The sequence below is a fragment of the Phenylobacterium sp. LH3H17 genome (assembly GCF_024298925.1).
Taxonomy (GTDB): Bacteria; Pseudomonadota; Alphaproteobacteria; order Caulobacterales; family Caulobacteraceae; genus Phenylobacterium.
Genome location: NZ_CP101283.1, coordinates 1,981,613 through 1,994,514, shown reverse-complemented (window position 1 = coordinate 1,994,514; position 12,902 = coordinate 1,981,613). Strand labels below are relative to the sequence as shown.

11 protein-coding genes are annotated in these 12,902 nt (G+C 69.5%); 10 read left to right on the top strand and 1 reads right to left on the bottom strand.

Annotation, left to right across the window (positions count from 1 at the left end; genetic code table 11):
• Positions 1–127 precede the first annotated feature (127 nt).
• The 8 genes from M9M90_RS09845 (at position 128) to M9M90_RS09810 (ending at position 8,544) form a co-directional block, all read left to right on the top strand.
• Positions 128–1,675 (top strand): amino acid permease, encoded by a 1,548-nt coding sequence (locus tag M9M90_RS09845; RefSeq protein ID WP_254836979.1) that lies wholly within the window; start codon positions 128–130, stop codon positions 1,673–1,675.
• 63 nt (positions 1,676–1,738) lie between these two features.
• The gene (locus M9M90_RS09840; protein ID WP_254836978.1) at positions 1,739–2,407 is read left to right on the top strand and encodes an MBL fold metallo-hydrolase; all 669 of its coding nucleotides are present in this window, start codon (positions 1,739–1,741) and stop codon (positions 2,405–2,407) included.
• A gap of 52 nt (positions 2,408–2,459) precedes the next feature.
• On the top strand, positions 2,460–3,191 hold the full coding sequence (locus tag M9M90_RS09835; protein WP_371876918.1) for a response regulator: 732 nt from the start codon (positions 2,460–2,462) through the stop codon (positions 3,189–3,191).
• A complete protein-coding gene (locus M9M90_RS09830; RefSeq protein ID WP_254836976.1) occupies positions 3,188–4,543 on the top strand; it encodes a cell wall metabolism sensor histidine kinase WalK in 1,356 nt (451 codons plus the stop codon). The genes M9M90_RS09835 and M9M90_RS09830 overlap by 4 nt, the downstream gene beginning before the upstream one ends.
• Positions 4,544–4,686: 143 nt before the next feature.
• Positions 4,687–6,267, top strand: a complete 1,581-nt coding sequence (locus M9M90_RS09825; RefSeq protein ID WP_254836975.1) for an efflux RND transporter periplasmic adaptor subunit — start codon at positions 4,687–4,689, stop codon at positions 6,265–6,267.
• Positions 6,268–6,271: 4 nt separating this feature from the next.
• Positions 6,272–6,949: an ABC transporter ATP-binding protein gene (locus tag M9M90_RS09820; protein WP_254836974.1), complete on the top strand. Its 678-nt coding sequence runs from the start codon at positions 6,272–6,274 to the stop codon at positions 6,947–6,949.
• A gap of 2 nt (positions 6,950–6,951) precedes the next feature.
• On the top strand, positions 6,952–8,202 hold the full coding sequence (locus tag M9M90_RS09815; protein WP_254836973.1) for an ABC transporter permease: 1,251 nt from the start codon (positions 6,952–6,954) through the stop codon (positions 8,200–8,202).
• Between the two features lie 123 nt (positions 8,203–8,325).
• The gene (locus M9M90_RS09810; protein WP_254836972.1) at positions 8,326–8,544 is read left to right on the top strand and encodes a general stress protein; all 219 of its coding nucleotides are present in this window, start codon (positions 8,326–8,328) and stop codon (positions 8,542–8,544) included.
• Here M9M90_RS09810 and egtB read toward each other — a convergent pair.
• On the bottom strand, positions 8,541–10,757 hold the full coding sequence (gene egtB, locus M9M90_RS09805) for an ergothioneine biosynthesis protein EgtB (RefSeq protein WP_256549246.1): 2,217 nt from the start codon (positions 10,755–10,757) through the stop codon (positions 8,541–8,543). The two genes, M9M90_RS09810 and egtB, sit on opposite strands and share 4 nt — an antisense overlap.
• A 209-nt stretch (positions 10,758–10,966) precedes the next feature.
• Between egtB and M9M90_RS09800 the strand changes: the two genes are divergently transcribed.
• Together M9M90_RS09800 and M9M90_RS09795 are read left to right on the top strand one after the other, a co-directional pair.
• Positions 10,967–11,506 carry a sigma-70 family RNA polymerase sigma factor gene (locus tag M9M90_RS09800; RefSeq protein WP_254836971.1) on the top strand — a complete coding sequence of 180 codons (540 nt, stop codon included), beginning with the start codon at positions 10,967–10,969 and terminating at the stop codon, positions 11,504–11,506.
• A gap of 57 nt (positions 11,507–11,563) precedes the next feature.
• Positions 11,564–12,832 (top strand): M20/M25/M40 family metallo-hydrolase, encoded by a 1,269-nt coding sequence (locus M9M90_RS09795; protein ID WP_254836970.1) that lies wholly within the window; start codon positions 11,564–11,566, stop codon positions 12,830–12,832.
• Positions 12,833–12,902: the final 70 nt, after the last annotated feature.

Genomic DNA, 12,902 nt, shown 5'->3' with positions numbered 1-12,902 from the left:
TCCCCGGGCGCCGGGTTTGGCGCAATCGGTCCGCGTGCGTTGGCGCTTGACCGCGCGCCGCCGAAAAGGCCACGTAACGCCAAATCATGACCGCGCGGCGGGGGCCGCCGGAACTCCTGGAGGAAATATGTGGCGAGTTAAATCGCTCGACGCGATTCTTGCGACCGCTGAGAAGAAGTCGCTGCACCGCTCGCTGGGGCCATTCCAGCTCACCATGCTGGGGATCGGGGCCATCATCGGCACCGGGATATTCGTGCTCACCGCCGAAGCGGCCCAGAAGGCCGGGCCCGGCATGATCGCGGCGTTCATCATCGCCGGCTTCGTCTGCGCGGTCGCCGCGCTCTGCTACTCCGAAATGTCGTCCATGGTCCCGGTCTCGGGGTCGGCCTATACCTACAGCTACGCCGTGATGGGCGAGATGATGGCCTGGATGGTCGGCTGGGCGCTGATCCTGGAATATGCGGTGGCGGCCGGCGCGGTCTCCGTGGGCTGGTCCGGCTACGTGGTCGGGCTGGTGGAGAACGCCTTCAGCATCGACATCCCCAACGCCCTGGTCCTCGGACCGATGGACGGCGGGATCATCAACCTGCCCGCCGCCCTCATCGCCCTTGTGGTGACCGCCCTGCTGGTGGTCGGCACGCGGGAGTCGGCGACGGTCAACGCCTTCCTGGTGGCCGTGAAGGTCGCCGCCCTGTCGCTGTTCTGCGTCCTGGCCCTGCCGGTGATGAAGATGGAGAACTTCGAACCCTTCGCCCCGCTCGGCATGGCCGGGATCTCGGCGGCGGCGGCCTCGATCTTCTTCGCCTATGTGGGCTTCGACGCGGTTTCGACCGCGGCCGAGGAGACCAAGAATCCGCAGCGGAACATGCCGATCGGCCTGATCGGCTCGCTGGGTATCTGCACCATCTTCTACATCCTGGTCGCGATGGGCGTGATCGGCGGCGTCGGGGCCCAGCCGGTGATGGACGCCAGCGGCGCTGGCCTGCGTCCCGGCAGCCCGGAACTGACGGCGGCCTGCGCCTCGCTCGCCGACAGCCACGTGGTCTGCTCCAAGGAAGCCCTCGCCTGGACCCTGCGCTCCATCGGCTGGCCGCAGATCGGCAACCTGCTGGGCCTGGCCGCCGGCCTCGCCCTGCCCTCGGTCATCCTGATGATGATGTTCGGCCAGACCCGCATCTTCTTCGTCATGAGCCGCGACGGCCTGCTTCCCGCGGTGTTCTCGAAGGTGCACCCCAAATTCCACACCCCCTATGTCATCACCATCATCACCGGCGTGTTCGTCTCGGCCTTCGCCGCCTTCTTCCCGGTGGGCGTGCTCGCCGACATCTCGAACTCCGGCACGCTGTTCGCCTTCGCCATGGTGGCGATCGCGGTGATGGTGCTGCGCAAGACCGACCCGGATCGCAAGCGGCCGTTCCGCACGCCCGCCGTCATGGTGGTCGCGCCCCTGGCCGCCATCGGCTGCGTCTACCTGTTCTTCAGCCTCTCGAACGAGACCAAGCTGATGTTCGTGGGCTGGGCCGCCATCGGCCTGGTGGTCTACTTCCTCTACGGCCGCAGCCGCAGCCATGTGGGCCGCGGTATCGTCGACGTGCCGGAACTGGCGGCCGACGCGCCTCCGGGCCCGGTGCCGCCGATGCCCGGCGCGCCGTCTCCGACGGATCGCAGCGCCTAGGACGGAGAGACCCGGGTTCGCCCGGGTCTTTTCATATGGCCTTCAAGGCACGATGTTAGGGCCATGAGCACCGAACCGCCCATCCGCGCCCTGATCGCCCCCGTCACGCCCCTGGCCCAGAACTGCACCATCGTCTGGTGCGCCAAGACGCGGAAGGCCGCGATCATCGATCCCGGCGGAGAGGTTCCTCGCCTGCTCGAAGCCTTGAAGGCGCACGATCTCACCCTTGAAAAGATCTGGATCACCCACGGCCACCTGGACCATGCCGGCGGCACGGCGGCGCTTAAGGAGGCCACCGGCTGCCCCATCGAGGGACCGCACCCGGACGACGCCTTCTGGATCGACGAGATCGGGACCTCCGGCGCGCGCTGGGGCATGCCGGAGGCCAAGACCTTCACCCCCGACCGCTGGCTGGCCGACGGCGACATCGTGACGCTGGGGGAGACCCAGTTCGAAGTCTATCACTGCCCCGGCCACACGCCGGGCCATGTGGTGTTCTTCCATCGCGAGGCGCGCTTCGCCCAGGTTGGCGACGTGCTGTTTCAGGGCTCGATCGGCCGCACCGACTTCCCGCGCGGCAATCACCAACAGCTGATCGAGTCCATCACCGGCCGGCTGTGGCCGCTGGGCGACGACGTCGCCTTCGTGCCGGGCCACGGCCCGATGTCGACGTTCGGAGCCGAACGGCGCACCAATCCCTTCGTCGCCGACGAGGTGCTGGCCGAGGCATGATGCTTTCAAGCGTGAAATCCGCGCGTTACGGGAGGACGTAAGGATGACGCGAATGGACACCTCGACAGACCAGCCGCACCAGGCCGCGCGCATCCTGATGGTCGACGACGACCCGGGCATCCGCGACGTCGTTTCGGACTTCCTCGGCAAGCACGGCTACGCCGTGGATACGGCCGGCGACGCGCGCGAGATGGAACAGGCCCTGGAACGCGGCCCGGTCGACCTCATCGTGCTGGACGTCATGCTGCCCGGAGAGGACGGCCTGGCCATCTGCCGCCGCCTGGCGGTGGGCGACGGGCCGCCGATCATCATGCTGTCGGCCATGGGCGAGGACACCGACCGCATCGTCGGTCTCGAACTGGGCGCCGACGACTACCTCTCCAAGCCCTGCAATCCGCGGGAACTACTGGCCCGGGTGCGCGCGGTGCTGCGCCGCGCCGAGCAGCGCGGCCAGGCCTCCAGCGCCACCGCCGGCTGCGAGTTCGCCGGCTGGCGTCTCGACCTGGTGCGCCGCGAACTTCGATCGCCCCAGGGCGTGGTGGTCAACCTGTCGTCCGGCGAGTTCTCGCTGCTCCGCACCTTCGTGGAGCGGCCCCAACGGGTCCTGACCCGCGACCAGCTGCTGGAATTCGCACGCGGGCCGGATTCCGAGGCCTTCGACCGTGCCATCGACGTCCAGATCAGCCGGCTGCGGCGCAAGCTGGACGATGGCGGCGGCCAGGACCTGATCCGCACGATCCGCAACGAGGGCTACATGTTCACCGCCAAGGTGAAACGGGGATGAGACTTCCCTGGTCGGGACGGCCGACGGCCTCGCTGTTCGCCCAGCTCCTGGCCCTGATCGGCATCAGCCTGGTGGCCGCCCAGACCATCAGCCTGGTCATGCTGTTCAATCTTCCGCCGCCCGCGCCGGACTTCTACCGGGTGAGCGAGCTCATCGCGACGTTCCGAGGCGCCCCGCCCACCTTTACCGAGCGCAGGCCGCTGACCGTCAAGCTGGTCGACGACCCACCCCAACAGCCGATGGAAGGCCGCATGGCGCCGATCATCCGCCATCAGTTGGCCGCGGCGCTCGGCGTCCCGGACGAGCGCGTGGTGATCGCCGCGACATCGCGCTTCCCGGTCTCCGATCGGCGGGTGTTCCGCATCGTCCGCGACCGCATGGCGCGTGAGGGCGGCGCCGCGGAGCGCGAGGAGCACTTCCTGATCGCGCCCTTCGACGTGGCGGTCCGCCAGCCGGACGGCAGGTGGATGGTCGTACGGCCCGAGCCCGCGATCGGGCTCGATCCCTGGCAGCAGCGGATCATCCTGTGGTTCCTGCTCTCTGGCCTGGCCATGGCGCCCGTGGCCTATGTGTTCGCGCGCCGGCTGTCGGCGCCCATCGGCCTGTTCGCCGACGCCGCCGAGCGGCTGGGGCGCGATCCGCGCGCCGCGCCGCTGTCGTTGAAGGGCCCGGCCGAGGTGGCCATCGCCGCGCGGGCCTTCAACGACATGCAGGAGCGCCTGCGCCGGTATGTGGAGGACCGCACCGCCATGGTCGGCGCCATCGCCCATGACCTGCGCACGCCGCTCACCCGCCTGCGGTTCCGTATCGAGAGCGCGCCCGAGGACAGCCGCGCCAAGATGGCCGCCGACATCGACCAGATGGAGGAGATGATCTCCGCGGCCCTGACCTTCGTGCGCGACGCCACCCGCGCCGGCGAGCGTACGCCCCTGGAGCTCTCCTCGCTGCTGGAGAGCGTCTGCGACGAGATGGCCGAGACCGGCGCCGACACCGAGGTCGAGCGGGGTGAGAAGGTGGTCCTGCACGGCGATCCGGTGGCCCTGCGCCGTATGTTCACCAACCTGCTGGACAACGCCGTGAAATATGGCGGCCGGGCCCGGGCGCGGGTCTTCCTCGACGCCGCGAGCGCCGTGGTCGAGATCGAGGACGACGGTCCCGGTATCCCGAACGAGGATCGCGAACGGGTCTTCGAACCCTTCTACCGCCGCGAACCCTCGCGCAGCCGCCAGACCGGCGGGATAGGTCTCGGCCTCGCCGTCGTGCGCTCCGTGGCCCGCGGTCACGGCGGGGACGTCTCGCTGATCAACCGCGGCGGCGGCGGACTGACCGCCCGGGTCCAGCTGCCGCTCTAGGCGATTGTTGCCACGCCGACATTGCCGCGTAACGCCGGTTTGCTCTTGAGGCGCCAGCCTGCGCGGCCCCTGAACCGACGGTTGCCTGCGGTTCAGGTAGGGCGGGCTAAGCCATTGGGCGAAATTCGGAGATCCCCCGTCGCATGAGCCGCTCCCCCGTCCGTTCCGCCAAGCGCCTGCCTCGCGCCGCCTGGATCGCGCTGGCCGTCGTGGCCCTGTTGGCCGCGGTGCTGGTCGGCTGGCAGGTGATGAAGCCCAAGGCCCCGAAGGATCCCTACCGGACGGCGGCGGTGGAGACCGGCGCGATCACCAGGGCGGTCTCGGCCTCCGGAACACTGGAGGCCCTGGTGACGGTCGACGTGGGCTCGCAGATCTCGGGCCAGATCACCCGGGTGATGGTCGACTTCAACGACGAGGTGAAGCGGGGCCAGGTGATGGCCGTGCTCGATCCTCAGACCTATGAGAGCCGGGTCCAGCAGGGCCAGGCCGACGTGGTGGCCGGCCAGGCGGCCCTGCGCCAGGCCCAGGCGGGGCTGGCCTCGGCCCAAGCCGACTACAATCGCAAAAGGTCCCTGGTGAGCCAGGGCATCTATGCGCCCTCGACCCTGGACGTTTCCCAGGCCGCCTTCCGCCAGGCCCAGGCCGGGGTGGACAGCGCCCGCGCCCGCATCGCCCAGAGCCAGGCCGCCCTGCGCAGCCAGCGCGTGGACCTGGGCCGCACGACCATCGTCGCGCCCATTGATGGGGTGATCGTCGACCGCCAGATCGAGCCCGGCCAGACCGTCGCCGCCAGCCTGCAGGCCCCGATCCTGTTCCGCATCGCCCAGGACCTGTCGAAGGTGGAGGTGAAGATCTCCGTGGACGAGGCCGACATCGGCCAGGTGCAGGAGGGCCAGTCGGTGAAGTTCACCGTCGACGCCTTCCCGGACGAGAACTTCACCGGGATCGTCACCCAGGTCCGCAAGCAGCCGGTCACCGAGCAGAACGTGGTGGCCTACGTCGTCATGGCCGAGGCCGACAATCCACGCGGCAACCTGCTGCCCGGCATGACCGCCAACGCCGACATCGTCATCCAGCAGAAGCCCAATGTCATGAAGGTCCCGGTCGCGGCCCTGCGCTGGACCCCGGCCAGCGAGAACGGCCAGACCGTGCGCGCGCCGGCCTTCGGGCCGCCCGGCGTGGGCGCCCCTGGAGGGGGTCAGCGCCAGCAAGGCGCCGGCGGCCGGCGCCAGGGCGGCGGGATGGGCGCTCAGCGGATCATCGCCCAGCTCGACCTCGACGCCGAGCAGCAGAAGAAATGGGAAGCCATCCAGACCGAGCTGCGCCAGAAGTCGGCGGCGGCGTTCGCCTCGGCCGGCGGCGACCGCGCCGCCGCGCGCGAGGCCATGCGCAAGAACATGACCGAGGCCCTCGCCAAGCTGGAACCCTCGCTGATGCCAGGCCAGAAAACCAAGCTCGTCGCCCTGCGCGCCACCATCGGCCAGGGCGGCCGCGGCGACCGATCGGGCTTCACGGGCGGGGTGGTCTATGTGCTGCGCGACGACAAGCCGGTTCCGATTCCGGTGCGGGTGGGCGCCACCGACGGCTCGTTCACCGAGATCCGCGGCGCGCTCAAGGCCGGCGATCAGGTGATCACCGGCGGCGGACCGAAGGCCAAGATCAAGGCGACCTCGCCCATGGCCGGCCCCTCGGGCGGCGGTGGCGGCGGCCGGGTGCGGATGTGACGCCGTGATCGAGATCTCCGATCTCCGGAAGCTCTATGTAATGGGCGAGGAACAGGTTGCGGCCCTGGCGGGCGTCACCCTCTCCATCGGCCGCGGAGAGAACGTGGCGATCATCGGGCCGTCGGGGTCGGGCAAGTCGTCCCTGATGAACATCCTGGGCGGCCTCGATCGTCCTTCCTCCGGCGTCTACCGCTTCGAAGGCGAGGACGTGGGGGCGTTCAGCGACGACGAACTGGCCGAGTTCCGCCGCCGGCGGATCGGTTTCGTGTTCCAGTCCTTCCAGCTCCTGCCGCGGCTGACCGCTCTGCAGAATGTCGAACTGCCCATGATCTATGCGGGCCTGGCCCCTCGCGAGCGCCGCGAGCGCGCCGCCGAGATGCTGGAACGCGTCGGCCTGGGTCCGCGCATGGGCCACAAACCGACCCAGCTCTCCGGCGGTCAGCAGCAGCGGGTGGCCATCGCCCGATCCCTGGCCAACTCCCCCGACCTGCTGCTCGCCGACGAGCCCACCGGGGCGCTTGACACCCAGACCGGTCAGGATGTGCTGGCCCTGTTCAAGCAGCTCAACAGCGAAGGTCTGACCCTGATCCTGGTCACGCACGACCACGATGTGGCGGCCTCCACCGATCGGCGCATCTCGTTCCGCGACGGCCTGGTGGTCTCCGACGAGCGGGGAGCCTGACCATGCGCTCCATCGAGATACTGCGCTTCGCCATCGGCGCCATCGTCGCCCACCCCATGCGTTCGGCCCTCACCTCGCTGGGCGTGGTGATCGGGGTGGCCGCCGTGGTGATGATGACCTCCATCGGCCTGGGCGCGCAGCAGCGGGTGACCTCGACCATCGCCGGCCTGGGCTCCAACCTGATCATCGTCTCGCCTGGCGCCTCGCGCGGCGGCGGCGGAGGCGGTGGCGGAGGCTTCGTCATGGGGGCCGCCGGTTCGGGTCAGTCCCTGAAGGACGCCGACGCCGAAGCCATCGCCAAGCAAGTGGAGAACGTCGCAGCCGTCGCCCCCGTGGTGCGCGGCCAGGCCCAGCTCACCGCCGACGGCGCCAACTGGAACAGCCGCATCGAGGGCGTGACCCCGGACTATCTTGTCGCCCGTGACCTCGCCATCGCCTCGGGCCGCATGTTCGACGAGCGGGAGGCGCGCCAGGGCCGCAAGGTGGTGGTGATCGGCCAGACCGTGGCCCGCGAGCTGTGGGGCGATCTCGACCCCGTCGGCCGCCGGGTGCGGGTGCGCAGCGTGCCCTTCGAAGTGATTGGGGTGCTGGAGAGCAAGGGCCAGTCCAGCTTCGGTCAGGACCAGGACGACGTCCTGCTGGGCCCGCTGGAGGCCGTGCGCTCGCGCATCGTCGGCCGCCGGGCCCGCGGCGACACCGTCCAGACCATCTACGTGAAGGCCGTCGACGCCGACAGCCTGGACCGGGTGCAGGAGGACGTCGTCAACGTGCTGCGCGAGCAGCATCGCATCCGGGCCGGCGACGACGACGACTTCCAGACCCAGAACATGGCCTCGATCCTCCAGGCCTCCCAGGCGGCCGTGGCCACCTTCACCATCCTGCTGGCCGCGGTGGCCGGGGTGTCGCTCGTGGTGGGCGGGGTCGGGATCATGAACATCATGCTGGTGGCCGTCACCGAGCGGACCCGGGAGATCGGCCTGCGTATGGCGGTCGGGGCGAAGCGCTCCCAGGTCCTGATTCAATTCGCGCTCGAGGCGATCACGCTTTCGTTGGCAGGCGGCCTGATCGGCCTGCTGATCGGGGTGCTGGGCGCCATCGCGGTCGCCAGGCTGGGCTCCTGGCCAGTGGCGATTCCCCCGTGGGCGGGCCCTATTGCACTAGGGTTTTCCAGCATCGTGGGCCTGGTGTTCGGAGCCTATCCGTCCTGGCGAGCGGCGCGCCTCGACCCCATCGAGGCGCTGAGGCGCGAATAGGTCGCAGGCGACGACTGCACTTTCCTCGCAACCTCAGCCGCATCTGGCGAGTTTGCTTGACCGTAACGGAAGTCGTGGCGTCGCCGCTCCCCCCCAACGGTCGACGCATTAGAGGAGTCGCTCATGGACCTTGATCCGAACGCCAAGCCGAAATCCCGCCGAGGGTTCGCCGCTATGAATCCCGAACGCCGACGCGAGATCGCCCGCAAGGGCGGCGCCAGCGTCCCGGGTGAGAAACGTAGTTTTGCCAAGGACCGCGACCTCGCGGCTTCGGCGGGTCGTAAGGGCGGTGAATCGTCGCGCGGGGGCGGACGAACGCGCGGCGATCGCCTGGAGAGCTAGGCTCTCAGCAGGACCACCGCGAAGCTCGGAGCGGGGCTTTCCCAGCGCCGCTCCAGCTTCCATCCCGCCTGTTCCGCCAGCCTCTCGAAGCCGTCCACGGTGAACTTGTAAGAGTTCTCCGTATGGATGGTCTCGCCGGCCCTGAAGTGGAACCTGGCCCCAGCCGCGCGGACGCTTTGGTCTCGCAGGCTCACCAGATGCATTTCCATCCGGCTCTCCTCCGCGTTCCACACCGCGCGGTGTGCGAAGGCCGAGAGATCGAAGTCCCCCTCCAGCTCCCGATTGATCCGCGCCAGCAGGTTCAGGTTGAAGGCGGCCGTGACTCCCTGGGCGTCGTCATAGGCGGCCACCAGGGTGGCGGCTTCCTTGACCAGGTCGATCCCCACCAGGAAGCCCGCGCCTTCGCCCAGCAGATGCTTGGCCGCGGTGAGGAAGGCGACCACCTCCTGCGGCCGGAAGTTGCCGATGGTCGAGCCTGGGAAGAAGCCGACCCGCGGCCGAGCCCCCACTTCGCCCGGCAGGTCCAGCGCCGTGGTGAAGTCGTCCACGAGCGGCGCCACCTCCAGGCCCGGATAGGCGCGGCCGATGGCCTCGGCGGCGGCGTCCAGGGCCGAGCGGCTGATGTCGATGGGGACATAGACCCCGGTCTGCGGGGCCGCGTCGAGCAGGATGCGTGTCTTGGTGCTGGCGCCGCTGCCGAACTCCACCAGGGCCGCGCCGTCCGGAATGTGGGCGGCCATGTCCGCCGCCGTCTCGCGCAGCAGGGCGATTTCGGTGCGGGTCGGATAGTACTCCGGCAGGTCGGTGATCGCCTCGAACAGCGCCGACCCCTCGGCGTCGTAGAAGTACTTGGCCGGCAGTTCCTTGCGGCGCTTGGACAGGCCCCGGCGCACGTCGTCGGCGAAGGCGCTCCCTTCTTCCTCGACCCTGACCACGGCGTCCCAGGCCAGGCGCAGGCCTGAGAACATCCAGCGCTGCTGCGGCTGGAAGAAGTTGCGATAGCTGGCCCGCGCGTGGCCCTGCGGCGTCACGCAGCTGCCGCCGCGCAGCACGATCTGGCCGATCATGAACTTGCCGTTGTACTCGCCCACCGCCCCGTCGGCCGGATGGAATCCGGGATAGGGGGCATAGGCGCTGCGGGTCCACTCCCAGGCGTCGCCGAACATCTGCCGCAGGCCGGACGTCCCGGCGAGCGTCGCGGCCGGGCCGAACTGGCCGCTGCCCAGGAAGTTGCCGTACGCCGGCAGATCGCGGGCGGCGTGCTCCCACTCCGCCTCTGTGGGCAGGCGCGCCCCGGCCCAAGTGGCGTAGGCGTCGGCCTCGTAGAAACTGATGTGGGTCACCGGGGCGTGCGGGGCGATGGCGCGCAGACCCTGCAGGGTCATGGCCCGCCAGCCGGACTGCGCTTCCTCCCAATAGAGCGGCGCGGTCCAGCCCTCGGCCTGGACCTTCGCCCAACCTTCCGAGAGCCAGAGTTCGGGGCGCGCGTAGCCGCCGTCGGCCATGAAGGCCAGCCACTCGCTGTTCGTCACCAGCCGGTCGGCCAGGCGATAGGGCTGCAGATAGACCTTGTGGCGCGGCCCCTCGTTGTCGAAAGCGAAACCCGCGCCCGAGTGGCCGATCTCCACCAGGCCGCCGGCGAAATCGACGGGCCGCGCGGGACCGGGATCGGCGCCGACCGGCAGGGCCGGAGCGGGGGCGTAGGCCGGTTTCAGCGGCGATTGGGCGAACAGGTGCAGGATGTCCATCAGGATCAGCTCCTGATGCTGCTCTTCATGGGCCAGGCCCAGGTCCAGCAGGTCGGCGCACGCGTCCTGGCGCAGCACGCGGGCCATGCCGTCATCCACATGGGCGCGATAGGCCTTGACCTCGTCCAGCGACGGACGGGTCAGCAGTCCCCGCTCCGGCCGCGGCTGACGGGGCCCCAGCGCTTCGTAATACGAATTGAACAGGTAGGCGAAGCTGGGGTTGAACGGTCGATAGCCGGCCAGCCTCGGGATCAGCAGGAACGTCTCGAAGAACCAGGTCGTATGGGCCAGGTGCCACTTGGTCGGGCTGGCGTCGGGCATCGACTGGGCCAGCTGGTCCTCGGCCGACAGATGCGCGGTCATGGCCAGGCTGGCCTGGCGCACCCGCCGGTAGCGCGCGGCGGCCTCCGCCTGGGCGGCCCGATGGAGGGCAGGCGCGGCGGCAGTCTCGTCGGTTGGCGCCATGGGACTGCTCCTGTCACCGCGTCGAAGGGAGGGCTGCGGCGGACCGAGTCGCCAAACGCCGCCGCCCCTGGGGAGTTCCGGTAACGTGGGTATTCGTCGGCCATCCGCAAGGCGGAACACGCGGAACACATGGAGTCCGGACGCGTTCACCTGCCACGAGAAGTCGGCCCCTGGCCGCGCTCGATGGCCCGGGGCGTTTCGAGGACATCATGAGCGGAGAGAGCGACTGGCGTGATGACGTCGTCGGCATGATCCCGGCGCTGCGGGCGTTCGCCTGGTCACTGAGCCACAACGGTTCGGACGCCGACGACCTGGTTCAGGATACGCTGATCAAGGCCTGGACCAATCGCGAGAAGTTCGAACCCGGCACCAACCTGCGGGCCTGGCTGTTCACGATCCTACGCAACACCTACTACACCCAGGTGATCCGCCGCCGCCGCGAGGTGCGCGACGAGACTGGGGAATATGCCGGCGCCCTACGCAGCCCACCGACCCAGGACTGGAGCGTGGCCATGCACGCCCTGCAGGACGCCCTGGCCCAACTGCCCCCCGAACACCGCGAGGCCCTGGTGCTGGTGGGCGCCGCGGGCCTCTCCTACGAGGAGGCCGCGGAGATCTGCGGTTGCGCGCTCGGCACCATCAAGAGCCGGGTCAACCGCGCCCGCGCCCGGCTGCTGAAGATCATGGACGCCGAGGACGCCACCGACGTCATGGCCCTGGAACATACGGCCGGCGCCAACCGCGCCTAGGCGGGGCGTGTCGGGCCGCTAGTATGGCGCCGACTCGCAGCCACGACCGGATCTTCCATGCGCCGCATCTGCCTCTCCGCCGCCCTCTCCGTCCTGGTCGCCGGCCCCGCTCTCGCCGCCCCCAAGGACGACGTGATCAGGATCGTGGGGAGCACGGCCTTCAAGACGGCCGCCGCGACCTTGGCAGCCGACCACGACCGCACGGTCGCCGACATCATCACCCTGACGGAAATCCCCGCGCCGCCCTTCAAGGAAGCCGACCGGGCCAGGGCCTATCGCGCCATGTTCGAGGCCCATGGTCTGAAGGACGTGGAGATCGATCCCGAGGGCAATGTCCTGGGCCTGCGCAAGGGGACCAAGGCCGGGCCGGTCCTGGTGGTCTCGGCCCACCTGGACACCGTCTTCCCGGAGGGCACGAACGTGAAGGTTCGCCGCGAGGGAACCAAGCTCTACGCCCCGGGGGTCGCCGATGACTCCCGCAGCCTGGCCGTGCTGCTGGCCTGGATCCGCGCCCTGGACGCCGCCAAGATCAAGACCCGCAGCGACATCCTGTTCGTCGGCACGGTGGGCGAGGAAGGCGCGGGCGACCTGCGCGGGGTCCGCTATTTCTTCGGCACTGGGAAGTACAAGGACCGGACCAAGGCCTTCTTCTCGGTCGACGGGATCGACCCGGCCCACGTCACCCATGTCGGCGTCGGCTCGAAGCGCTACCGGGTCACCTTCAAGGGACCGGGCGGCCACAGCTACGGCGCTTTCGGGATCGTCAATCCGATGGCGGCCATGGGCAAGGCCATCGCCGACCTCTACGCGATCCAGCCGCCTGTCGAGCCCAAGGTCACCTATTCGGCCTCGGTCACCGGCGGGGGAACCTCGGTCAACGCCATCCCCGCCAAGGTCTTCACCGAGTTCGACATGCGCTCGGCCGACGCCGCCGAACTCGCCAAGCTGGAAGCCCAGTTCAAGGCGGTGATTGAAGGCGCCGTCACCGCCGAGAACGCCGCCCGTTCCACCCGGGTCGGCGCGGTCAGCGCTGAGCTGACGCCCATTGGCGACCGCCCGGCCGGCAATACGCCCAAGGACGCCGCCATCGTGGCCAACACCATCGCCGCCATCACCGCCTTCGGCTACACGCCCAGTTTCGAGGCCTCATCCACCGACGCCAACGCGCCGATGGCCAAGGGCGTCCCGGCCATCACCATCGGCTCGGGCGGGACCGGCGGCCGCGCCCATTCCACCGATGAGTGGATCGACGTGGAGAAGGGTCCCAGCGTGCGCGGCATGACCGTCGGCCTGGCCGCGATCCTGGCCACCGCGGGCGTCGACTGACGAGCCGAGGTTATTTCCTCCTCTCCCCCCGAAAGGCGGGTGGAGAGGAGCAAGTGGGTCACAGCACTGA

What these genes read in the sequence shown, in the direction of transcription:
- M9M90_RS09835 (WP_371876918.1), top strand. Translation starts at nt 2,460, where the DNA reads ATGGACACCTCGACAGACCAGCCGCACCAGGCCGCGCGCATCCTGATG.
- M9M90_RS09845 (WP_254836979.1), top strand. Translation starts at nt 128, where the DNA reads ATGTGGCGAGTTAAATCGCTCGACGCGATTCTTGCGACCGCTGAGAAG.
- M9M90_RS09825 (WP_254836975.1), top strand. Translation starts at nt 4,687, where the DNA reads ATGAGCCGCTCCCCCGTCCGTTCCGCCAAGCGCCTGCCTCGCGCCGCC.
- M9M90_RS09815 (WP_254836973.1), top strand. Translation starts at nt 6,952, where the DNA reads ATGCGCTCCATCGAGATACTGCGCTTCGCCATCGGCGCCATCGTCGCC.
- M9M90_RS09810 (WP_254836972.1), top strand. Translation starts at nt 8,326, where the DNA reads ATGGACCTTGATCCGAACGCCAAGCCGAAATCCCGCCGAGGGTTCGCC.
- M9M90_RS09840 (WP_254836978.1), top strand. Translation starts at nt 1,739, where the DNA reads ATGAGCACCGAACCGCCCATCCGCGCCCTGATCGCCCCCGTCACGCCC.
- M9M90_RS09830 (WP_254836976.1), top strand. Translation starts at nt 3,188, where the DNA reads ATGAGACTTCCCTGGTCGGGACGGCCGACGGCCTCGCTGTTCGCCCAG.
- M9M90_RS09795 (WP_254836970.1), top strand. Translation starts at nt 11,564, where the DNA reads ATGCGCCGCATCTGCCTCTCCGCCGCCCTCTCCGTCCTGGTCGCCGGC.
- egtB (WP_256549246.1), bottom strand. Translation starts at nt 10,757, where the DNA reads ATGGCGCCAACCGACGAGACTGCCGCCGCGCCTGCCCTCCATCGGGCC.
- M9M90_RS09800 (WP_254836971.1), top strand. Translation starts at nt 10,967, where the DNA reads ATGAGCGGAGAGAGCGACTGGCGTGATGACGTCGTCGGCATGATCCCG.